Genomic DNA, 21,474 nt, shown 5'->3' on the forward strand with positions numbered 1-21,474 from the left:
CCGTGTTTTCAGTGTGTTTCCGTGGCAAAAAGGCCGTTTTAGCCACGAAAGCACACGAAAAGCACGGAAAATGCAGTAATTGGCACCGCTGCTAAATGTGTGCGAAGCATGCGCAGGCTGCCGGGTTGGCCATGTTCATCAGGTAGCCTAGGCTGCTTTTCCTTTCGTGTTTTCAGTGTGTTTCCGTGGCAAAAATGATTTTCAGACAGGCATTGCCGCAGGCAGTTGGCCGCGTGCCACGCAGCGCTGTTCGATGCGGCCAACCTGTAGCGTCTGCTGCAGCACCGCCAGTGCGGCGGCGTGGGCGGTGCTGCCGCATAGAAACAGATCGACCGCCGCGTAGCCGTGTTCGGGCCAGGTGTGGATGCTGATGTGCGATTCGGCCAGCAGCAGCACGCCGGTCACGCCCAGGCCGGTGCCAAAGTGATGAAAGTGGCCGGCCAGCACGTGCGCCCCGGCGGCGCGGGCGGCGGCGTACAGTGCCTGCTCCACGGCGTCGGCGTCGGCCAGTGCGGTGGCCGGGCACTGGTACAGATCGGCCAGCAGGTGCTCGCCCAGGTGGCTCATTTGTGGCCGCCCGAGAAGCCGCCGCCACTGCCGCCGTAGTAGCCGCCGCTGCTGCGGTAGCTGCCGCCGTCGTCGCTATTGCTGGCGTAGTTGATGGCGGTGCTGACCGCGACGATGGCCAGGCAATACAGGATGTAGGTGAGGCGGCTCATGTCAGTTGTCCAGCGGTAGCCACAGGATCACTGTGGCAATAAAACACAGGGTAAGCGCACCGCCGCTGTCGCCGCCCAGGATCACCGGCGCATTGACCAGCCACAGCAGCACGCTGGCGGCGATGCCGACGGGGCGTAGCGCTGCTTTGCTGCTGGCGGTGGCTTGTGGTTTGAAGGCGGTGGCTACCGGGGCCGCCTTGCCAAACCAGCGCGCCAGCTCAGCCGGGGTTACGCTGCGGCTGCTGCTCCAGGTGAGCTCGCGCGGGCTTTGTTCGCAGGCCAGCACGGTGTTGCCGTCGCTGCTGATGTATTCGCGGATGCTGACGCGCTCGCCCACGCGGGCGCGCCACGGGAAGGCGCCGGCGGCGTAGGCAATGTGCGCGTCGTAGGCGGGGTAGCGCGCGGCAAAACGGTTTTTGCCCCAGCTGGCTTGCTGCGGGCCAGCCTGGTCTACCCAGATATCCATCAGCGTGCCCAGCCACCAGCCATTGCCGGTTTCGGTGAGCCAGCGCAGGCCCAGCTGCGGTTCGTACAGCAGGTATTCGTTCCAGCTGCTGTTGCGGTCTTCCACTTCTTGCCAGCCTAGCAGACCGATGATGGTCCACACCTTGCCGTCGATGGTGGCCTGGCTGCCGTTGGCCAGCGTGAAGCGTAGCGTGCTGATCTGCTGTGCCTTGTACTGGCCCAGTACCGTAGCTTGCTCGCCCTGGATGTCCACTTCGCTGCCGCAAGACGGGCAGTTCAGGTAGGTGGCGCTGCCGGCGCGGTAGTCCAGGCTGGCGCCGCATTGCGGGCAAGCCAGCTGCTGTACGCTGCCTGGCAGCTTACCGGTGGCGGCGGTGATGGCGCGCTCGTCGCGCAGGCGCTGCATGTTCAGTTGCTTGAGCGTGACCGCCTCGCCCAGGTACAGCTGCGGCGGTGTACTGTCGCTGTAATCCAGTGTGAGGAAGCGGCCACCGCAGCGCGCGTCGGCGACCGGGGCGTCGTAGCCGGGTTGTAGCTGGCGTGGTAGCTCGCCCTCCCCGGCCACGCAGCGCGCGCGGCGGATGTCGCTGAAGATGAAGCTGTCTTTGCCCTGCGGCCATACCTGGCCGGCCTGCAGGCTGTCGAACGCCGGGGCGCTATCGCACGGGCCTTGCGCGTGGGTGAGTACGTACTGGCCCAGGCTATCGGCCAGCCAGGCGCTTTCGCCGTCGTCGAACAGGATGTGCCACTCGTTCCACACGCCGGCGTCGTACTGCAGCTGGATGCGGCCAACCACGGTGAACTGGCGGCCGCGCCAGATGCCGCTGGCGGCGATTTGCAGCGGCGAGTAGTCGTTTAGCAGCGCGGCCATCTTGCCGATGTCTCGCACGCTGTCGGCGTCGCGCAGCAGTGTGCTCTGGCAATAGGGGCACACCGCCAGCACCGAGCTGGTGGCATGAAAGCGCACCTCGGCGCCGCAGGCGGGGCAGGCGACGCGGTACATCAGGCTGGGTTGGCCGCAGGCTGGGTGGTCATGTTCAGCCCACCAGTTTTTTCAGTACGTCGGCCTTGGCCGTGTCGTAGTCGGCCTGGGTGATCAGGCCGCCGTCCAGCAGGCTTTTGAGCTGCGCCAGCTTGGCCTGCGGGCTGTCGCTGGCATCGGCTGCCGGGGCCGGCGTGGCCAGGCTTTGCTGGATGGCTTGGCCCATGACCTGCCCTACGCCCAGGCCGGCAGACAGCGCCGCGCCCAGGCCGGCTAGGCCGCCTTCGTTCTGTGCGGCCAGCGGGATAGCCTCGGCGGCCTGGTAGCGGGTGTACTGGTTCAGGTCGCCAGCCATGCCAATAGCGATGCGCTTGTCGATGGCTTTTTGCAGCTCTTCCGGCAGCGAGATGCTTTCCACGGCAAAGCTGTCCAGCGCCAGGCCGTAGCGGGCAAAGGCCGGTGTCAGGGCGCTGTGGATGGTGTCGCCCATCAGGCCCTGGTTGGCCGCCATGTCCAGAAATGGCACGGCGCTGCCGCCCAGGGTGCTGGCCATGGTGGACACCACTAGGTTGCGTAACTGTTGTTCTACGTCGTCTACGGTGTAGCGTTCACGCGTGCCGCTGACCTCGGTGTAGAACAGCTTGGGGTCTGTGATGCGGTAGCTGTAGATGCCGAAAGCGCGCAGCCGCACCATGCCGAAGTCTTTATCGCGCAGCGTGACCGGCTGCGGCGTACCCCATTTGCGCCCCAGCTGCAGGCGGGTGCTGAAGAACACCAGGTCGGACTTGAAGGGCGACTCGAACAGCTTGTCCCAGTTTTTCAGGTAGGTCAGCACCGGCAGCGTCTGCGTGGTGAGCTTGTGCATGCCGGGGCCGAACACGTCGGCGATCTTGCCTTCGTTGATGAACACCGCCATTTGCGATTCGCGCACGGTCAGGCTGGCACCGTACTGGATTTCGTTATCCTGCATCGGGTAGCGCCAGGCCAGCACGCCGTCGCCCTCCTCCTGCCATTCCAGGATGTCGATGAACTGCTTGGAAATGAAGGAAAACAGACTCATGGCGAAGACTCCATCAAGGTTGGCCGCAGCCGGTACTTACACAAAAGATCACTCATCCGGCGCCCTGCGCCACCTTGTGTAGGGGGTGAAGGCTACCGGGGGCGAGCCGGTTTCAGGACAGGCTGCCGGCGTTCAGCACGCCCACGGCCAGCTGCACACTGCCGGCCAGCAGGCCCATGGCGGTGTTGTTGTCTTGCAGCGCTTGCTGCAAGTCGCGCACGCAGCGCGACAGCAGCATGTGTACGGCAATCTGCACCAGCAGCGCCAGCACGCCCCACAGCAGGAATTTTTCTACGGTATTGAGGTGCCAGGCGCTGGACGCTAGCGTCAGCGAAAAGCCCACCAGCGCGCCGCCAAACGACAGCGCCGCGGCCTCGTTGTGCTGGCGGATCAGCTGCATCTCGTCCAGCGGGGTCACGCGGCAGTACAGCAGGGTAAACAGCGCCAGCAGCAGCGCGCCGCTGCCCACGTAGGACAGGTAAGCCAACAGGGCTGGCAGGAAGGCGGTAGACATATGCGGCGTCCTTGGCAGGCTTGAGCAATAATGCAGGCCATTCTACCCACGTTTCATGAAAGCCTGCATGCGCGATCGTCTGCTTATCCTGTCGGTGTTTGTGGTGGCGTCCTGCGGCCTGGCTTACGAGCTGATCGCCGGGGCGCTGGCCAGCTACCTGCTGGGCGATTCGGTACTGCAGTTTTCGTCCATTATCGGCTGCTACCTGTTTGCCATGGGCGTGGGCTCGCACCTGTCGCAGTACGTGAAAGACGAGCGCGTGCTGGACACTTTCGTCGAGATCGAGCTGTTGGTGGCGCTGCTGGGTGGCCTGTCGGCCAGCGCACTGTTTGCCGTGTTTGCCTGGAGCGGCGAGTCGTTCCGCCTCACGCTGTACGCGCTGGTGTTTCTTACCGGCGCCATGGTGGGTATGGAGATTCCACTGGTGATGCGCCTGCTGCACCAGCGCGAGCAGCGCTTTGCCGAGCTGGTCAGCCGCGTGCTGACCTTTGACTACCTGGGCGCGCTGGCGGTGTCGCTGCTGTTTCCCATTGTGCTGGCGCCACGGTTGGGGCTGGCGCGCTCGGCGCTGCTGTTCGGCCTGAGTAATGTGGCGGTGGCGCTGTGGACCTGCCGCGTGTTCCGCGCCGAGCTGTTGCGGCCAACCGTGCAGTATTTGCGCAGCCTGCTGGTACTGCTGGTGCTGGGCGGGGGCTTTATTGCCGCCGATGAGCTGACGCGCTGGAACGAAAAAGCCATCTACGGCGACGACGTGATCCACGCCGAAACCACGCCCTATCAGCGCCTGGTGCTGACGCGCTGGAAAGGCGACCTGAGGCTGTACATCAATGGCAACCTGCAGTTTTCCAGCCGCGACGAACACCGCTACCACGAGGCGCTGGTGCACCCGGTCATGGGCGCGCTGCCGTGGGCGCGGCGGGTGCTGATCCTGGGCGGCGGCGATGGCCTGGCCGCGCGCGAGGTGCTGAAATACCCCCATGTGCAGCAGGTGACGCTGGTGGACCTGGACCCGGCGATGACCGGCCTGTTCAGCCGTAGCGCGCCGCTAGTGGCGCTGAATGGTGGTTCGCTAAGCAACCCGCGCCTGCGCGTGGTCAACGACGACGCTGCGCGCTGGCTGGAGCAGCACGCCGAGGTGTTTGACGCCATCATCGTGGATTTTCCCGACCCGTCCAGCTTTGCGCTGGGCAAGCTGTACTCGGTGCCGCTGTACCGGCTGCTGTCGCGCCACCTGGCCGACAACGGGCTGGCCGTGGTGCAGTCCACCTCGCCCTACCACGCGCCGCGTTCGTACTGGAGCATCAACGCCACCCTGCGCGCCGCCGGGCTGGCCACCACGCCCTACCACGCCTACGTGCCGTCGTTTGGCGAGTGGGGCTTTATTATCGCCGCCCATCGCGCCGGCTACACGCCGCCGCAGGCCTACCGCGTACCGCTGAAGTTTCTGGACCGCGAAGCCACGCGGCAGATGTTCTTCTTCCCGCCCGACATGCGGCCGTGGCAGGTAGAACCCAACCAGCTCAATGACCAGCGCCTGGTGCACTACTTCGAGCAGGACTGGTCGCAGGTGATTCGCTGATGCAGCGCCGCGACTTTCTGCGCACCGCCGCCGCGCTGGCCGGCCTGCCCTGGCTCACCGGCTGCCAGCAGCTGCTGGGCTGGGGCTTGCCGGTGGACGTGCTGCGCCCCGGCATGGCTACCGGCCACCGCCTGCGCGACGCCGCCACGCTGCCGCCGCCACGCAGCGAGCGGCGCGTGGACACCGTGATCGTGGGTAGCGGCGTGGCCGGCCTGTTTGCCGGCTGGCGGCTGGCGCGCGAAGGCTACCGCGATTTTGTGCTGCTGAACGGGCCGGAGCCGGACGGCAACGCCGCAGCAGGTGCCTTCGACGGCTGGCGTTACCCCACCGGCGCGCATTACCTGCCGCTGCCCTCGCCCGAGTCGGCGCACGTGCGCGCGTTGCTGGCCGACATGGGCGTTATCGAAGCCGGTAGCGACAGCCTGCGGCCAACCTTTGACGAACGCGTGCTGGTGCACGCGCCGGACGAACGGCTGTGGCGCGACGGCCAGTGGCACGATGGCCTGCTGCCGCGCGGCCTGGGCGCGGATGACGACGCGCAGCAACGGCGCTTTTTGCTTCACGTGAAACAATTGCAGCAACAGCACGGCGCCGACGGCCGCCGCGTGTTTACCGTACCCACCGCGCTGGCGTCGCAAGACCCGGCATGGCGCGCGCTGGATGCGCAAAGCTTTGCCAGCTGGCTGGCGGCGCACGGCTACACCGCGCCGGGCTTGCTTTGGTACCTGGACTACTGCTGCCGCGACGATTACGGCAGCACGCTGGCGCACACCTCGGCCTGGGCCGGCCTGCACTACTTTGCCGCCCGTGGCGGCCATGCGGCCAACGCCGAGGACGGCGCGGTGCTCACCTGGCCGGACGGGCTGAACCCGCTGCTGCGCCATATGCGCGCCCGCATTGGCCACGACAAGCACCTGGACGGCGCCGCCTGGCGCATCCGCCAGCAGGGCAAGCAGGTGCAGGTGGATTATGTGGACGCCGCCTGCGCGCAGCGGCTGCTGGCGCGGCGGGTCATCGTGGCCACGCCACTGCACGTGGCCTGGCACCTGCTGCCGCAGTTAGCCGGGCTGGGGTTTGCACGCGCCCACCTGCCGCCGCGCGCGCCGTGGCTGGTGGGTAATGTGCTGCTGGACCGCTTCCCCGCCGAGCCCGCCAGCCAGCCGCTGGCCTGGGATAATGTGGTGTACGGCAGCCGCAGCCTGGGCTATGTGGTGGCCACCCACCAGCTGATCCGCGCTGCGCTGCCGGAGCGCACCGTGTTTACCACTTATCACGCCTTTGCCGATGCGCCCGCCGCCGCCACGCGCCAATGGTTGGCCGCCGCCAGCGCCGATGCGCTGTTTGAGCAGGCCGCGGCCGACCTGTACGCCGTGTACGGGCCACGGCTGCGCCGCCACATGTTGGCCGCACGTCTCACCGTGCGCGCCCACGCCATGGCCAGCCCGCAGCCGGGCTTTCTGGCCAACCCCGGCCTGGCGGCGCTGCGCGCAGTAGACGACCCCATCCTGTTTGCCCACGCTGATTTGTCTGGCCTGTCGCTGTTTGAAGAAGCCGCCTGGTGGGGTGACATCGCCGCGCAGCGGGTGCTGGGCTGAGGTTTAACTGCCCCGTGTCGGCTGGGCTAGCAGGTAGTCCACCAGTACCCGTACCCGTGGCGCTAGCGTATTGCCCGCCGGGTACAGCAGCGAAAACGGACGGCTGCAGCCGCCGTAATCAGTGAGCACCTCCTGTAATTCGCCGCGTGCCAGCGCGTCGGCCACGATAAAGCGGTAGGTCTGCAGCAGGCCGCCGCCGTGGCGCGCCAGCGTCACGCAGCCCAGCAGGTCGTCGCTTACCATCAAGCCGCCGTGGGTTGGCCAGCTGGTTTCCACGCCGGCTAGCCGAAAGCGCCATGGCACCGGCTGGCCGCTGCTGGGCAGGCGGAACTGGATGCAGTCGTGGCCAGGCAGCGCGTCCGGGTGGGCCGGTATGCCGCGCACCTGCAGGTAGGCCGGGGCGGCGCACACCACCAGCTCGGCTTGCAGCAGCGGGCGCGCTACCAGGCGCGAATCGGGTGGCCTGCGGCCGCGGATGGCCAGGTCAAAGTTGTCGGCGATCAGGTCGGCGTTGTGGTTGCTCAGCTGCACCTCCAGCGTAATGTCGGGGTAGCGGGCGCGGAAGGCGGGCAGCAGCGGTAGCAGCCACAGCTGGCCCAGCGGCGTGGGCGCACTCAGACGCACGTGCCCGCTGGGGGTGCGCTGGGCATCTGCCAGGTCGCGCTCGGCGGCAGCCAGCAGGGCCAGCACGTCGCAGCACTGGCGGTAGTATTGCGCGCCCGCTTCGGTGAGCCGTATCTGGCGGGTGCTGCGCACAAACAGGCGCACGCCAAGCCGCGCTTCCAGCCGGGCAATGGCACGGCTGACTGCAGGCTGCGTCAGGCCTGCCTGGACGGCAGCAGCCGTAAAGCTGCCCAGGCGGGCCACCTGGCAGAACAGCGCGATGCTGCCCAGGTTATCGGCGGTAACAGCGCGGCTCATGCATGACTCCGGGTAATGACTGAAATGCATATTCCCGTATTTTTCAGCATGAATACAAGGCTTAAGGTAGCGCTGTCGCCGCCCGTTGCGGCCAACTTGCGGAGCATTGCCATGCAACTCTATTACTCGCCCAATGCCTGTTCCCTGGCCATCCATATCCTGCTGCGCGAAGCTAGCCTGCCATTCGGCCTGGTCCGGGTCGACCTCGCCAGCCATCGTACCGAGCATGGACAGGACTTCTACACCCTCAACCCCATGGGTCAGGTGCCGCTACTGCAACTGGACGATGGTCGCACCCTGGGTGAAGGTGCCGTCATTGCCCGTTACCTCGCGCAGCTGGCACCGGACGCGGGCTTGATGCCGGCGCCGGACAGCGAGGCGTACTGGAAAGTGGCACAGTGGCAGCACTTTGTGGCCACCGAGCTGCACAAGGGGTTTACTCCCCTGTTCAACCCGCAGCTGTCGGCGGAGGCCAAAGCGGTACTGCGCCCGGGACTGGCGGCCAAGTTTGCCCTGCTGGACAAGGTGCTGGCCGCCCAGCGCTGGCTGGGGGGCCAGCAGTTCAGCGTGGCGGATGCTTACCTGTTTACCGTAACGCGCTGGGCCGGGTTTGTCGGGCTATCGCTGGACGGCCTGGCAGGCGTGCAGCGTTTCATGCAAGACGCCGCCACCCGCCCGGCGGTGCAGGCGGCGTTGGCCGCCGAGGGGACGGCATGACGGCCTGGCAGGGTGGCCCGATGCAACGCCGGCTCGGGCTGCGTTACCCCATTGTGCAAGGGCCGTTTGGCGGCGGCTTGTCCAGCGCACGGCTGGTGGCGGTGGTGGCCGAGGCCGGGGGGCTGGGGTCGTTTGGCGTGCATCACCTCGACGGTGACGGCATTGCCCGCGTGGTGGCCGATATCCGCGCGCTGACATCCCGCCCGTTTGCTTTGAATCTGTGGTTGCCGTTCGAGGACAGCGAAGCCATCGCTGCCGATACCAGCCGCCACGCGGCTTACGCGGTGGCACTGGCGCCCTACTTTGCCGAGCTGGGCGTGGCACTGCCGGCTGCGCCCAGCCGCTATGCACCGGCGTTTGACGAGCAGCTAGAGGCGGTGCTGACGGCGCGCCCGGCGGTGCTGAGCTTTGTGTTCGGCGTGCCGTCGCCCGGCCTGCTGGCGCATTGCCGTGCCTTGGGCATCGTAACGATTGGCGCGGCGACAACGGTGGCCGAGGCGCAAGCACTGGAAGCCGCTGGCATCGACATGATCGTGGCCACCGGCTGCGAAGCCGGCGGGCACCGGGTGTCGTTTCTGGCGCCGCCAGAGCAGGTGCTGACCGGTACGCTGGCGCTGGTGCCGCAAGTGGTAGACGCCGTGCGGGTACCGGTGATTGCCGCCGGTGGCATGGCCGATGGCCGCGGGGTGGCGGCGGCCATGATGCTGGGGGCCGCCGGGGCACAGCTGGGCACGGCTTTTCTGGCGTGCGAGGAATCGGCAGCTGATGGCCTGCATCGGCAGGCACTGTTCAGTCCTGCTGCGGCAGATACCGCATTGACCCGCACTTTCAGCGGCCGGCTGGCGCGTGGCATACGTAATCGGCTATTGCGTGAGGGGGCTGCCCTGACGCCTGCGCCCTACCCGGTGCAAAACTGGCTGATGGGCGAGCTCAAGCGCGCGGCGTTTGCCGCTGGCCGCAGCGACCTGGGGTCGCTGTGGTGCGGGCAGGCCGCGCCGTTGTTGCAGCATCGCCATGCTGCTGCGCTGATGGCTGCCCTGGTGGCGCAAGCCGACTGCCTGCTGGGGCCGTCGTGCCAGCCTTTATAGCTGCCGCCGGTAGTGGTTGCGTATGTCCACCACGCCCTGTTCCAGTTTCTGGGTAAAGTCGATCAGCACATTGTGGCGGTTGGCACAGTCGGCGTAGGCGCTGCGGGCACGGTGGATTTCCTGCAGCAGCTGGCGGGTATTGGCGCTGCTGCCCAGCGCCAGAGGCGGCAGCGACTCACAGCGCAGCTTGCTGCCGGGCGGGGCCTGGGCGGGCAGCCTGGCATCCGGGTAGGGTATGAGCGTGGCGGATGGCGTCGGGCTGGCAGGCTGGCCCGGTGTGCTGGCGCAGCCTGCCAGTGCTAGCAGGCACAGTAGCGCCAGTGCGCAGGGGATGCGCGTCATGCGGTTCTCCTTTAGTAGTGAACCTGGCCACTTTCATTCAGCAGGCGGATTTCTTCTGCGTTGGGGGCCGCGTCGGCCGGGCGGCTGGCCAGTTGTTGTGCCAGCTGTTGCCGCCTGGCTTCGTTTGCGGCCTGTGTGGCTTGCAGGGCGGCTTCGGCGGCGGCCGGGTATGGCAGGCTGCTCAGGGTGCCATCTGCGCCGGGCTGGGCAGGCTGGGTGGGCAAGGTGCTGAGCACGGGGGGCGCGGGGGCGGGGCCGCTAGCCGCCTGGTAGGCGGCATGCACAGCGCCGCCACTTGCCAGCAATACGGCGGCTAGCGCCAGCAAGGTACGCAGGGGGTTTTTCTTTAGTTCTTCCAGAAAGCGTTTCAGTGCCACGGCTTCCTGCAGGTGCTCGAATAGCGGCAGCATGGTGGGCTCCTCTACCGCTGTGGGGTATGGCGGTGCAGCCATCATGCCGTGCCCGTGGGCTGGCGATAAAACCCTTCACGGCAGGCTGGCCGCGCGATGCGGCCAGTGCGGGTGCGGCTAGCCAAAAGGACAGCTTGTGCCAAACTGGTGGCATTATGGCTTTGTGTTAGAGTGCCATTTTGGCTGACTCGGCCATCTTCTCCCGATAGAAAGGCTGCCATGCGCACCAATCCACTGCTTGCTGAATGGGGCACGCCACAGCAGTTTCCCCCGTTCGACCAGATTGCCGCCGAGCATTTCGTCCCGGCCTTCGACGCCCTGTTTGCCACCCATCAGGCCGAGCTGGATACCATTGCGGCCAACCCTGCCGCCCCCGATTTTGCCAACACCGTGGAAGCGCTGGCCGACAGCGGCCTGCTGCTGGAGCGCGCCAGCCTGCTGCTGGACAACCTGTCTGCCTCGGTAGGCAGCGAGGCACTGCAGGCCGTGGAGCGCGATATGGCGCCGCGCCTGGCCGCCCACCACAGCAGCGTGTTCCTGAACGCCGCGCTGTTTGCCCGCCTGGACGCGGTGTACCGCGAGCGCGCCGCGCTAGGGCTGGACGAAGAACAACAGCGCCTGCTGGCGCGCCTGCACCGCAATTTCGTGCGTGCCGGTGCGCGGCTGGCTGGTGCGGCGCGTAGCCGCTTTGCCGCCATCGAATCGCGCCTGGCCGAGCTGCAAACCGCCTTCAGCCAGAACGTGCTGGCCGACGAAGGCGAATACGTGCTGCCGCTGGGCGAGAATGACATCGACGGTCTGCCCGGCTACGTGCTGGATGCGGCGCGTAACGCCGCCGCCGAGCGCGGGCTGGATGGCTATGCGCTGACGTTGTCGCGTTCGGCAGTGATCGGTTTTCTGACCTACTCCACGCGCCGCGACCTGCGCGAACAGCTGTGGCGTGCCTGGACCAGCCGTGGCGAAAACCCGGCCCGCGCCAACGCGCCGCTGGCGCGCGAGATCCTGGCGCTGCGTACCGAAAAAGCCGCGCTGCTGGGCTACGCCAGCTATGCCGACTACGCGCTGGAAGACCGCATGGCAGGCAAACCGCAAGCGGTATACGACTTGCTGGCGCAGGTATGGGAGCCGGCCAAACAGCGTTTTGCTGCCGAGAAAATCCTGCTGCAGCAAGAAGCTGCCCGCCAGGGCCTGCCGCAGGATATCCAGCCGTGGGACTGGTGGCTGCTGGCCGAAAAAGTGCGCGTGGCGCGCTACGCGCTGGACGACGCCCAGATCAAGCCTTACTTCAGCCTGCCGCGCATGCAGGCCGCCATGTTCGACGTGGCTGGCCGCCTGTTCGGCCTGCAGTTCACCCCGCGCGACGACCTGCCGCGCTACCACCCCGACGTGCAGGTATGGGAAGTGCGCCGCGGCGAGGTGGCCGTGGGGCTGTTTATCGGCGACAACTACGCCCGCCAGGGCAAGCGCGGTGGTGCGTGGATGCATTTGTTCCAGCAGCAAAGCGGCAAGGGCGACGCCCGCGTGCTGCCCATCGTCATCAACAACAACAACTTTGCCAAGGCTGGCAGTGGCCCTACCCTGCTGAGCTTTGACGACGTGCGCACGCTGTTCCACGAGTTTGGCCACGCGCTGCACGGTTTGTTGTCCGACGTGCGCTACCGCCTGCTGTCCGGCCCTAATACGCCGCAGGATTACGTGGAGCTGCCATCGCAGCTGCTGGAAAACTGGGCGCTGGTGCCCGAGGTGCTGGCCGAGCACGCGCGCCATGTGGACAGCGGCGAGCCGATACCGCCGGCGCTGGTGGCGGCCATCAAGGCGGCCAGCACCTTCAACCAGGGCTTCGAGACGGTACGCTACAGCGCATCCACGCTGATCGACTTGGCGCTGCACCAGCGTAACGATACGGACGGCGTGGACATCCTGGCGTTTGAAGCCGCCGAGCGCACGCGCCTGGGTGTACCGCCGGAAGCCGGCATGAACCACCGCCTGCCCCACTTTGGCCACGTGTTTTCCGACGACTACTACGCCGCCGGCTACTACGTGTACATGTGGGCCGAGGTGCTGGAAGCCGAGGCGTTTGCGGCGTTTGAAGAAGCCGGCAACCCGTTTGATGCGGCACTGGCCGACAAGCTGCAGCGCTACATCTACAGCGCGGGGGATGCGCGCGAGCAGCGGGCGGCGTTCCGCGCCTTCCGCGGGCACGACCCGCAGGCAGCGCCCATGCTGGAAAAACGCGGCCTGCTGACGGTGTAAGGTTGGCCGCATGGCACGTAGCAAGGCCGCCCGTGTGCTAATGCCAGTCAGTTAGCGCTGACTGGCATTTTTCATGTGGTAAGTGTTGTATCGGTGAACGTATGTGTGTCCGCTACGCGGACGATTTTTGAATGCCGGTTCCGCCCGGCAGGCAGGGCAAGGGGGCGGGTCGCCGCCCCCTTGCCAATCCCCTGCGCCCCGGGGCTGCTCGAAACCCCGTGCAAAACGGCACGCCCCAGGCGCCGCCGAACTCGCCGCGTGCTAACGTCACGCGGCTCAAACAAATCGGCGTCTTAAAACCTGGGGCATGCCATTGTGCCCGGCTCGCGCCAACGGGATTGGGTGCCTCACTCACGCCCTCCCATTTAATGGCCAAGCATATTCGCCTAACTAACAGGCATTAGCCCCGCCGGGCGGCCTTGTCTTGTGTGGCCGCTAGGCGGCGCTGATTTGCGCGTCCAGCATATAGCCCTCGCCGCGTACGGTGCGGATCAGGCTGGGCTTGCGCGGGTCGTCGCGCAGCTTGCCGCGCAGGCGCGAGATCAGGATATCAATGCTGCGGTCGAACACGTCCACCGTGCCGCCGCGGGTCAGGTCCAGCAGCAGCTCGCGGTCCAGTACCGTGTGCGGGCGCTGCACCAGTACCGACAGCAGGCGGAATTCGGCGCTGGAGAGCGGTATCACCGTGCCCTGCGGGTCGTGCAGCTGGCGCAGCGTGCTGTTGAGCAGCCAGTTGCCAAAGCGGATGCGCTGGTGGCCGGTGTCGGCCAGCGCCGGGGCGGCCTGGCTGCGGTTGCGGCGCAGCACCGAGTGCAGACGGGCCACCAGCTCGCGGGTATCAAACGGTTTGGACAGAAAATCATCAGCGCCGATTTCCAGGCTGATGATGCGCTCGGTCAGGTCGTTGCGTGCGCTCATCATCAGGATGGGGATATCCGACTGGCTGCGCAGGCGCTTGCACAGGCTCAGGCCGTTTTCGCCGGGCAGCATCAGGTCCAGCACGATGGCGTCAAAATGCTGGCGCGCCAGCCAGGCTTCCATTTCGCGGCCGTCTGCCGCGCCTTCTGCCGCCATGGCAAAACCGCCCAGATATTGGCAAATCAGCTCGCGTATGGCTTGGTCGTCGTCTACCACCAGAACGCGCAGGCTATCGCCTGCAAGATGGATCGGTGTCGCAGGGGCGTCTGTCATGTGCTGCATGGTGTATCCGTGTCATGCCCGGCTGGCCACAAGGGTGTTGCCGGGAGCGGCATAGCCGGCATGGGCGTTGCCGGGTGCGCCGTGTGTGGGAAAAGTGGCATCAGGTACAGCTTAATGGGGCAATGCAGCATCGATTTGTGCGCTTTGTATAAGTTTTCATACAAACTGGCCAAACGGTGGCAATACTGGCTCTCGTAGACTGCAGCAAATTACTGCTGCCGTTTTGCGGCCTGTTGCCATGTCCATTCGCCCGTTTTTACGCCCGGTGTTGCTCGGTTGCCTGGGCTTGCTGTCCGGCTGCATTACCGTACAAAACCTGCCTAGCCCAGCGCGTGATGTGTTTACCTTTTCGTTTTCCACGGCCAGCGAAATGCAGGCCATGGCGGAAAAGGCCGAGCAGAGCGCGGCTCGCCGCCCTGCGCCGTTCAAGAAAATCTGCATAGAGTGGAACGAGTCGGTAACGGTGCCGGACATGCTGACCGTGATCGAATCGGCCTTGCGCCGCCGCCGTATCGACACGCAGGTATACGGGCCGGGTACCGTGCCTACGGGCTGTGTCACCCTGGTGTACACGGCTACCCGCGCCTGGGAGCAGGATTTTTCCTACCTGAACTACGCCAGCATGGCATTACGGCAAGGCAGCACCACCCTGGGCAAGGTGGTGTACGAGCCGCGCATGCTGGGCTTCGACCGTTGGGCCAGCACCGAGGCCAAGCTGATTTTCCTGCTGGACGAGCTGATTTCCATCCCGCCGCGTTTGCCTCAGTAAAGCGTCACTGCGGCGCCAAACAGAAACTGCACCCAGGCCAGTACGCTGGCGTCCAGCGGCATGTTCTGGTTTACCTGGTCCAGCCTGGCGTTAATGACATAGCGCGAAGAAATGCTGTTATTTGGCTGCAGTTGTGCGCTGTTTATCACGCCGGAAAAGCGTAACGTGCTTTGCTTGCCGTTGAGCAATACCACTTTGTCGCCGCCTACCACCAGGTAGCCGTTGGGCAGCACGTCCAGCACCGACACCATCATGTTGCCGCTGATCTTGGTGCGGTTATTCATTTTGCTGTCTTCTTTATCCGCCAGCGAATAGCTGGAGTTCACGTCTACCTCAAACACTTCTTTGACCAAGCCAGGCAGCGTATGCAAGGCGCCAGGGCCTTTTACCGTATTGGCACCGGTGGCCTTGTCGTCCAGAGCACGGCTGGTGCTGCTGCTCATGTCCTCTTCTATGCTCACCGTCACGGCGTCGCCTACGTGGCGGGCGATTTGCGTTTCGAAAAACAGCCTGGCGGTGGCCGGGTTGAAAATGCCGCCGTCACCGGGTGAAGCCAGGATGGGTTTGAGCTGGGGATAGCTGCTGGTGGGCAGCTGCACCACGGAATGGGTAGTGCAGGCAGCAAGCAGGAGCACGGGGCAGAGCAAGGCTAGGCGGCGCATGGTACGGTTCCGGTTTGTGGTGTCCGGTATCATTCAAGCAGCCGTGTGTATCGGGCATATCGCGGCATGGTCGCCACTTTGTCCCGCACTGCAACAAGCCGTTTACAAAGCCGATACGCAGCCTGCCTGCCACGGCGCGGGTGGTTTGGCATACCATACCGGCTGTCATTCTGGCTTTCGGGAGCTTGTCATGCGTATTGGTACCCCTCTTTCTGCGTCGGCACGGCGCGTCATGCTGCTGGGCAGTGGTGAACTGGGCAAAGAAGTGGTGATTGCCCTGCAACGGCTGGGGGTGGAAACCATCGCGGTAGACCGCTACCCCGACGCGCCGGCGATGCAGGTGGCGCACCGCAGCCACGTCATCAACATGGCCGACCCGGCCGCGCTGCGCGCACTGGTGGAGGCTGAGCGCCCGCACCTGGTGGTGCCGGAAATCGAAGCCATTGCCACTGAAGAACTGTTGCGCATCGAGGCAGACGGCCTGGCCGAGGTGATCCCCACTGCGCGTGCGGCCAACCTCACCATGAACCGCGAAGGCATCCGCCGCCTGGCGGCCGAGGAACTGGGCCTGCCCACCTCGCCGTACGCGTTTGCCAGCAGCCTGGCGGAACTGCAGGCCGCTATCGACGCCGGTATCGGCTACCCCTGCCTCGTGAAGCCGGTGATGTCGTCCAGTGGCAAGGGGCAATCGCTGCTGAAGGGGCCTGGCGACGTGGCCGCCGCGTGGGACTACGCCGTGAGCGCAGGCCGCGTGGACAAGGGCCTGGTGATCGTGGAAGGTTTTATCGATTTTGATTACGAGATCACCCTGCTGACCGTGCGTGCCAACGATGGCTACGGTGGCGTGGCCACGCACTTCTGCGCCCCGGTGGGCCACCTGCAGCAGCGCGGCGACTACGTGGAAAGCTGGCAGCCGCAGGCCATGAGCCCGCTGGCGCAGCAGCGTGCGCAGGAGATGGCCGCCAAGGTCACTGCCGCGCTGGGTGGCCGTGGCCTGTTTGGCGTGGAGCTGTTTGTAAAGGGCGATAAAGTGTGGTTTTCCGAGGTCAGCCCGCGCCCGCACGACACCGGCCTGGTGACGCTGGCCAGCCAGCGCTTTAGCGAGTTCGAGCTGCATGCGCGCGCCATTCTGGGCCTGCCGGTGGACGTGAGCCTGCGCACCCCGGCGGCGTCGGCGGTGATCTATGGCCGCCTGGAAGCGGCGGGTATCGCGTTTGATGGCGTGGCCGAAGCGCTGGCAGTACCGGGCGCGGATATCCGCCTGTTCGGCAAGCCGGAAAGCTTCGAGCGCCGCCGCATGGGTGTGGCGGTAGCCTACGCCGACGACGTGGACAGCGCCCGCGAGCGCGCCCGTCTGGCTGCCGGCAAGGTGGTGCCGGTCGCCGGTAGCTGATGCTTGCGGCCAACGTTGGCCGTAGCCGGACCAAATGAACAAGGGCAAGCCGTATGGCTTGCCCTTGTTCGTATCTGTACCGGCCAGGCGTTTAATCTGGGCCGTCGCCGTCCTTGAACCACAGCGCATCCGGCAGCTGGCCGAATACCTCGCGCAGCCCCTCGCCCCAGCCTTGGCGTAGCTGCAGGAAATACGGGTCGTCTTCCGTCACGCGGTGGCGTGGCGGAAAGCGGAAGTCGTCACGCGGCTGCCACAGCAGGTCGATTGGCAGACCTACCGACAGGTTGGAGCGGATGGTGGAGTCGAACGAGATCAGCGTGCACTTGATGGCTTGCGCCAGCGGCGTGTTGTGGCGGATAACGCGGTCGATGATGGGTTTGCCGTACTTGGCCTCGCCTATCTGTAGATACGGCGTGTCCGGCGTGGCCTCGATAAAGTTGCCCTGCGGGTAGATCTGGAACAGCCGCGGCGCTTCGCCACGGATCTGCCCGCCCACCAGAAAGCTGCAGCTGTAGTCTACGCCCTGGCTTTGCGTATAGCCGCTGCCGTCGCGCGCCAGCACTTCGCGGATGGTGGCACCCACCAGCTCCGCGGCCTCGTACAGGTTTTTTACCGTGTGCAGGTTGGCCGCATCGTGCGTCAGCCGGCTTTTCAGCAGGCTGACCACACTTTGTGTGGTGGCCAGGTTACCCGCATTCAGCAGCACGATCTGGCGCTCGCCAGGCAAGCTGAAGACATTCATTTTGCGAAACGTGGCCACGTGGTCCACCCCCGCGTTGGTACGCGAGTCGGAGGCAAAAATCAGCCCCTCGTCCAGCACCATGCCTACACAATACGTCATTGCTGATCGGCCTCCGAGACCCTGGCGTGTGTTTGCAGGGCTTCGCTGCCGCCGCCGCGGCGCACGCCACGTACGGGGCTGGCGTCGCTGTAGTCCAGCCCCACGGCCAGTTTCAGGTGGTGGCGGTCGGGCTGCTGGCGGTTGCTGATATCGAAGCCCAGCCAGCTGTCTGCCGCGTAGACCTCGGCCCAGGCGTGGCTGGCCACGTGGGTGTCACGGTCGCTGAGCAGATAGCCGCTGACATAGCGCGCCGGCAGCCCCAGGCTGCGGCACGCCGCGATAAAGACATGGCTGTGATCCTGACACACCCCGGCGCCCAGTGCCAGTGCCTGGGCGGCGGTGGTGCCGGTGTGGGTGATGTCGGTGGTGTAGGGCATGGCGTCGGCCACCGCGTGCATCAGCGCCGTCAGCCCGGCCAGCGGGTTGGCCGCAATGGCGTCGGCGTGGGCAGCCGCCAGGGCGCGGATGGCGTCGCTGGCTTCGGTCAGCGGGCTGTCGCGCAGGAAGACAGGCGCCGGCAGCGTTTCCGGCTGCTCGGCCCAGCCATCGCTGGTTTCTACGACACCACGGGCTTTCAGGCGGATTTCACTATGCGGGGTATCCAGGGTCAGCACGTGCAGGATATTGCCAAAGGCGTCTACGCCCTCGCTGGCCACGCCGGGCAGGTCCAGTTGCCAGCTGATGATGTGCTGGTGGCCGCTGTTGCCGGGGGTCAGGCGCAGGTACTGGGTGCTATGGCTGACGATGTCGTCGTAGCGATAGACCGTTTCGTGGTCGATGGTCAGTTTCATGATGCCTCCACGAGATCGCGGGTAAGGGGGAGTTGCCAATAGGCCACGTCCAGCCAGCGGCCGAACTTGCGGCCAACCTGTTCGAAATGGGCGACCTGCCGGAAGCCCAGCGCACGGTGCAGGCCGTCGCTGGCGGGGTTGGGCTGGGCCACGCCGCCAATCACGGTGTGCAGCCCCAGCACGGCCAGGCGGCGGATCAGCTCGCGGTACAGCAGCTTGCCCACGCCCTGGCCGACGGTGGCCTGGCGCATGTAGATGCTGCTTTCCACCGCGTGGCGGTAGGCCGGGCGGGCGCGCCAGCGCGTGGCGTAGGCGTAGCCCAGCATGTCGCCGCTGGCTTCGGCCACCAGCCACGGCAGGCCCTGAGCCTGGGTGCTGGCGATGCGTTCAGCCATATCGCTGACCGCCACCGGTTTTTCCTCGAACGAGATGGTGGTGTACTCGATGTAGGGGTTGTAGATAGCGCAGATGGCCGCGGCGTCGTCCGGTGTGGCCTCGCGGATGCATAGCTCGCTCATGCTGCCTCCAGGTAGGCACCGTGAATGGCGTCGCCCAGGCCGTGAATCTGGTTGAGGAACTGGGTGAGGTAGGTGTGCAGGCCGTCATCCAGAATGCTGTCTATCTGCCCGTAGCTCATTTCGGCGTGCAAGGTGGCGGCCAGCCGTTTGGCGCGGTGGCCGGTGTCGCCCTTGATACGCGGCAGCAGCTCGGCGATTTCATCCACGCAGGCACGCAGCGAGCGCGGTACGTCGGGGCGCAGGATCAACAGCTCGGCCACGCGGCGTGAGCTGAGGGTGTCGCGGTACAGCTCGTGGTAGGCCTCGAAGGCGCCCAGTGAGCGCAGCAGCGCACCCCACAGGTAGAAGTCGGCCGCGCTGTCTTCCGCGGCATTGCCTACCAGGTGCGACTTCACATTGATCAGCCGTGCGGTGTTGTCGGCCCGCTCCATAAAGGTGCCCAGGCGGATGAAAGAGAAGGCGTCGTTGCGCTGGATGGTGCCGTAGGTGGTGCCGCGAAACAGGTGCGAGCGCTCTTTTACCCAGTCGAAAAAGCCGGCCAGCGGGCGGCCTTCCAGTGCCATCTGGCGTGCCTCCAGCCAGCTGGCGTTAATGCTCTCCCACATTTCGCCGGTGATCTTGCCGCGCACGGCGTGGGCATTCTCGCGGGCAAATTTCAGGCAGTTCACGATGCTGGCAGGGTTGGCCGCATCAAAGGTCATGAAGTGCATCACGTCGCCGGCGAGCAAATCCGGGTGGCGGGCGCGGCAGGCTTCCAGCGCACCGGTGGTGGCCAGTGCGGCGGTAATGTCGCTGCCGCCGCGTGATTGTGGCAGCAAGGACAGGCTGTGGGTCACGTCCAAGAGGCGCGCCAGGTTTTCGGCGCGTTCCATGTAACGGCTCATCCAGTACAACTGGGATGCGGTGCGCGAGAGCATCATGATTGGTCCTCCAGAATCCAGGTGTCCTTGGTGCCGCCGCCTTGCGACGAATTCACCACCAGCGAGCCTTCTTTCAGGGCCACTCGGGTCAGGCCGCCGGCCACCATGGTGATGTCACGCCCGGACAGCACAAAGGGGCGCAGGTCGATATGGCGCGGTGCGATGCCGGACTCCACAAAGGTGGGGCAGGACGACAGGCACAGCGTGGGCTGGGCAATGTAGTTGCTGGGGTCGGCAATGATGCGCTGGCGGAAGTCTTCGATCTCGGCTTTGCTGGCGGCCGGGCCGATCAGCATGCCGTAGCCGCCAGCACCGTGGACTTCTTTCACCACCAGCTCGTGCAGGTTGTTCAGCACGTGGTCCAGCTCGGCCGGGCGGCGGCACATCCAGGTGGGCACGTTTTGCAGCAGCGGCTCTTCGGACAGGTAAAAGCGGATCATGTCCGGCACGTAGGGGTAGATGGACTTGTCGTCGGCGACGCCGGTGCCGATGGCATTGGCCAGGATCACGCCGCCAGCACGGTACACCGATAGCAGGCCAGGTACGCCCAGCATGCTGTCGCCGCGGAAGGCCAGCGGGTCCAGGAAGGCGTCATCGATACGGCGGTAGATCACGTCTACCTGTTTGTTGCCCGCGGTGGTGCGCATGTAGACGCGGTGGTTTTTCACGAACAGGTCTTGCCCTTCCACCAGCTCCACACCCATTTGCTGCGCCAGGAAGGCGTGCTCGAAATAGGCGCTGTTATGGTGGCCGGGGGTCATGACCACCACGGTGGGGTTATCTACCGCGCTGGCGTGGCGCAGGGTGTTCAGCAGCAGCGTGGGGTAGTGCTGTACCGGCGCTACCGCGTGGCTGGCAAACAGCTCGGGGAACAGCCGCATCATCATTTTGCGGTTTTCCAGCATGTAGGACACGCCGGACGGCACGCGCAGGTTGTCTTCCAGCACGTAGAAGTTGCCGTCGCTGTGGCGGATCACGTCCACGCCGGTGATATGGGCGTAGATGCGGTGCGGCAGGTCCAGGCCCTGCATGGCCGGCTGGTACTGGCTATTGGAAAACACCTGCTCGGCGGGAATCAGCCCGGCTTTCACAATGTGCTGTTCGTGGTAGATGTCGTGCAGGAAGGCGTTCAGCGCGGTAACGCGCTGGCGCATGCCTTTTTCGAGCGTTTGCCAGTCGCTGGCGGGGATGATGCGCGGTACGGTGTCGAACGGGATCAGCCGCTCGGCGCCGGAGTCGTCGCCGTACACGGCAAAGGTAATGCCCACGCGGTGGAACATCAGGTCGGCCTCGGCGCGCTTGCGCGCCAGGGTTTCGGGTGGCTGCGAGTGCAGCCAGCGGGCAAAGTCGCGGTAGTGCGGGCGGATGCCGCCGCTGTCTAGCAGCATCTCATCGTAGTGGCCGGACTCGGGTAGGGTCAGGGCATGCATGGCACTCTCCTGCGGTAGATGTCTTGTATTGAACAGCAAGCCCTGTGCCAGTGCGCAGCGGGGGGTGTACGGGGGCTTTTGCCCCGAAATGACGCATGGAAAAGCCCCTTTGCGGGGTGCGCTTCATGCTGGTGCAATATGCCCCTGATTGGGCCGTCGTGTGGCTGGCGGGCGGCGCTTGCCGTGTCATATTCGCGAGTCGTATATTGCGAACGTCCACTTATCGAATTAAGCCTATGGGCCCCGCTCCTTCTGATGTTCCCACCCTGCCCCCGTCAGTTACGGCCGCCGCAGGGTGTTACCAG

The 21,474-nt window shown here is 65.6% G+C and carries 22 protein-coding genes; 7 read left to right on the top strand and 15 right to left on the bottom strand.

Annotated elements, in window-relative coordinates:
- Nucleotides 1–201 precede the first annotated feature (201 nt).
- The 5 genes from speD to ACZ9XP_RS08920 form a co-directional block, all read right to left on the bottom strand.
- A complete protein-coding gene (gene speD / locus ACZ9XP_RS08900) occupies nucleotides 202–567 on the bottom strand; it encodes an adenosylmethionine decarboxylase (protein ID WP_147686484.1) in 366 nt (121 codons plus the stop codon).
- A complete protein-coding gene (locus tag ACZ9XP_RS08905; RefSeq protein ID WP_170253689.1) occupies nucleotides 564–719 on the bottom strand; it encodes a hypothetical protein in 156 nt (51 codons plus the stop codon). The genes speD and ACZ9XP_RS08905 overlap by 4 nt, the downstream gene beginning before the upstream one ends.
- Nucleotide 720: 1 nt before the next feature.
- Nucleotides 721–2,187 (bottom strand): DUF4178 domain-containing protein, encoded by a 1,467-nt coding sequence (locus ACZ9XP_RS08910; protein ID WP_465188296.1) that lies wholly within the window; start codon nucleotides 2,185–2,187, stop codon nucleotides 721–723.
- Nucleotides 2,188–2,221: 34 nt separating this feature from the next.
- Nucleotides 2,222–3,220 carry an SPFH domain-containing protein gene (locus ACZ9XP_RS08915; RefSeq protein WP_206211317.1) on the bottom strand — a complete coding sequence of 333 codons (999 nt, stop codon included), beginning with the start codon at nucleotides 3,218–3,220 and terminating at the stop codon, nucleotides 2,222–2,224.
- Between the two features lie 118 nt (nucleotides 3,221–3,338).
- Entirely contained in the window at nucleotides 3,339–3,740 is a 402-nt protein-coding gene (locus tag ACZ9XP_RS08920; RefSeq protein ID WP_147686478.1) for a DUF350 domain-containing protein, read from the bottom strand.
- Between the two features lie 67 nt (nucleotides 3,741–3,807).
- Here ACZ9XP_RS08920 and ACZ9XP_RS08925 point away from each other — a divergent pair, with 67 nt between their 5' ends.
- Nucleotides 3,808–5,319 carry a polyamine aminopropyltransferase gene (locus tag ACZ9XP_RS08925; protein ID WP_147686476.1) on the top strand — a complete coding sequence of 504 codons (1,512 nt, stop codon included), beginning with the start codon at nucleotides 3,808–3,810 and terminating at the stop codon, nucleotides 5,317–5,319.
- Nucleotides 5,319–6,914, top strand: a complete 1,596-nt coding sequence (locus tag ACZ9XP_RS08930) for an NAD(P)-binding protein (protein ID WP_465188297.1) — start codon at nucleotides 5,319–5,321, stop codon at nucleotides 6,912–6,914. Before ACZ9XP_RS08925 ends, ACZ9XP_RS08930 begins: the two co-directional genes overlap by 1 nt.
- Before the next feature lie 3 nt (nucleotides 6,915–6,917).
- Here the strand turns inward: ACZ9XP_RS08930 and ACZ9XP_RS08935 are convergent, their stop codons facing one another.
- On the bottom strand, nucleotides 6,918–7,835 hold the full coding sequence (locus tag ACZ9XP_RS08935) for a LysR family transcriptional regulator (protein WP_147686472.1): 918 nt from the start codon (nucleotides 7,833–7,835) through the stop codon (nucleotides 6,918–6,920).
- Between the two features lie 111 nt (nucleotides 7,836–7,946).
- Here ACZ9XP_RS08935 and gstA point away from each other — a divergent pair, with 111 nt between their 5' ends.
- Together gstA and ACZ9XP_RS08945 are read left to right on the top strand one after the other, a co-directional pair.
- Nucleotides 7,947–8,552 carry a glutathione transferase GstA gene (gene gstA / locus ACZ9XP_RS08940; protein ID WP_147686470.1) on the top strand — a complete coding sequence of 202 codons (606 nt, stop codon included), beginning with the start codon at nucleotides 7,947–7,949 and terminating at the stop codon, nucleotides 8,550–8,552.
- Nucleotides 8,549–9,640 carry an NAD(P)H-dependent flavin oxidoreductase gene (locus tag ACZ9XP_RS08945; RefSeq protein ID WP_465188298.1) on the top strand — a complete coding sequence of 364 codons (1,092 nt, stop codon included), beginning with the start codon at nucleotides 8,549–8,551 and terminating at the stop codon, nucleotides 9,638–9,640. The genes gstA and ACZ9XP_RS08945 overlap by 4 nt, the downstream gene beginning before the upstream one ends.
- On the opposite strand, the gene ACZ9XP_RS08950 is transcribed toward ACZ9XP_RS08945, so the two are convergent.
- Both ACZ9XP_RS08950 and ACZ9XP_RS08955 read right to left on the bottom strand, forming a co-directional pair.
- Nucleotides 9,635–9,982, bottom strand: coding sequence for a hypothetical protein (locus ACZ9XP_RS08950; RefSeq protein ID WP_147686466.1), 348 nt, complete (start codon nucleotides 9,980–9,982; stop codon nucleotides 9,635–9,637). The genes ACZ9XP_RS08945 and ACZ9XP_RS08950 overlap by 6 nt on opposite strands.
- Nucleotides 9,983–9,993: 11 nt before the next feature.
- A complete protein-coding gene (locus ACZ9XP_RS08955) occupies nucleotides 9,994–10,392 on the bottom strand; it encodes a hypothetical protein (RefSeq protein ID WP_147686464.1) in 399 nt (132 codons plus the stop codon).
- 219 nt (nucleotides 10,393–10,611) lie between these two features.
- Between ACZ9XP_RS08955 and ACZ9XP_RS08960 the strand changes: the two genes are divergently transcribed.
- Nucleotides 10,612–12,645 (top strand): M3 family metallopeptidase, encoded by a 2,034-nt coding sequence (locus ACZ9XP_RS08960; protein WP_465188299.1) that lies wholly within the window; start codon nucleotides 10,612–10,614, stop codon nucleotides 12,643–12,645.
- Nucleotides 12,646–13,080: 435 nt separating this feature from the next.
- Here the strand turns inward: ACZ9XP_RS08960 and ACZ9XP_RS08965 are convergent, their stop codons facing one another.
- On the bottom strand, nucleotides 13,081–13,845 hold the full coding sequence (locus tag ACZ9XP_RS08965) for a response regulator (RefSeq protein WP_147686460.1): 765 nt from the start codon (nucleotides 13,843–13,845) through the stop codon (nucleotides 13,081–13,083).
- A gap of 238 nt (nucleotides 13,846–14,083) precedes the next feature.
- Between ACZ9XP_RS08965 and ACZ9XP_RS08970 the strand changes: the two genes are divergently transcribed.
- Nucleotides 14,084–14,614, top strand: coding sequence for a hypothetical protein (locus ACZ9XP_RS08970; protein WP_465188300.1), 531 nt, complete (start codon nucleotides 14,084–14,086; stop codon nucleotides 14,612–14,614).
- Here the strand turns inward: ACZ9XP_RS08970 and ACZ9XP_RS08975 are convergent.
- Entirely contained in the window at nucleotides 14,608–15,276 is a 669-nt protein-coding gene (locus ACZ9XP_RS08975; protein ID WP_465188301.1) for a flagellar basal body L-ring protein FlgH, read from the bottom strand. The two genes, ACZ9XP_RS08970 and ACZ9XP_RS08975, sit on opposite strands and share 7 nt — an antisense overlap.
- Before the next feature lie 190 nt (nucleotides 15,277–15,466).
- Here ACZ9XP_RS08975 and purT point away from each other — a divergent pair, with 190 nt between their 5' ends.
- Nucleotides 15,467–16,669, top strand: coding sequence for a formate-dependent phosphoribosylglycinamide formyltransferase (gene purT, locus ACZ9XP_RS08980; protein WP_465188302.1), 1,203 nt, complete (start codon nucleotides 15,467–15,469; stop codon nucleotides 16,667–16,669).
- Nucleotides 16,670–16,760: 91 nt separating this feature from the next.
- Here the strand turns inward: purT and ACZ9XP_RS08985 are convergent, their stop codons facing one another.
- Genes ACZ9XP_RS08985 through ACZ9XP_RS09005 form a run of 5 tightly spaced genes read right to left on the bottom strand, consistent with a single transcriptional unit; the run spans nucleotide 16,761 to nucleotide 21,169 of the window.
- Nucleotides 16,761–17,510: a proteasome-type protease gene (locus ACZ9XP_RS08985; RefSeq protein WP_147686452.1), complete on the bottom strand. Its 750-nt coding sequence runs from the start codon at nucleotides 17,508–17,510 to the stop codon at nucleotides 16,761–16,763.
- A complete protein-coding gene (locus tag ACZ9XP_RS08990) occupies nucleotides 17,507–18,301 on the bottom strand; it encodes a transglutaminase-like domain-containing protein (RefSeq protein WP_147686450.1) in 795 nt (264 codons plus the stop codon). Before ACZ9XP_RS08990 ends, ACZ9XP_RS08985 begins: the two co-directional genes overlap by 4 nt.
- Nucleotides 18,298–18,819, bottom strand: coding sequence for an arsinothricin resistance N-acetyltransferase ArsN1 family B (locus tag ACZ9XP_RS08995; protein ID WP_147686448.1), 522 nt, complete (start codon nucleotides 18,817–18,819; stop codon nucleotides 18,298–18,300). Before ACZ9XP_RS08995 ends, ACZ9XP_RS08990 begins: the two co-directional genes overlap by 4 nt.
- Nucleotides 18,816–19,739, bottom strand: coding sequence for an alpha-E domain-containing protein (locus ACZ9XP_RS09000; protein ID WP_147686446.1), 924 nt, complete (start codon nucleotides 19,737–19,739; stop codon nucleotides 18,816–18,818). Before ACZ9XP_RS09000 ends, ACZ9XP_RS08995 begins: the two co-directional genes overlap by 4 nt.
- A complete protein-coding gene (locus tag ACZ9XP_RS09005; RefSeq protein WP_147686444.1) occupies nucleotides 19,736–21,169 on the bottom strand; it encodes a circularly permuted type 2 ATP-grasp protein in 1,434 nt (477 codons plus the stop codon). The genes ACZ9XP_RS09000 and ACZ9XP_RS09005 overlap by 4 nt, the downstream gene beginning before the upstream one ends.
- Nucleotides 21,170–21,474 lie beyond the last annotated feature (305 nt).

Source organism: Vogesella perlucida, assembly GCF_979366545.1.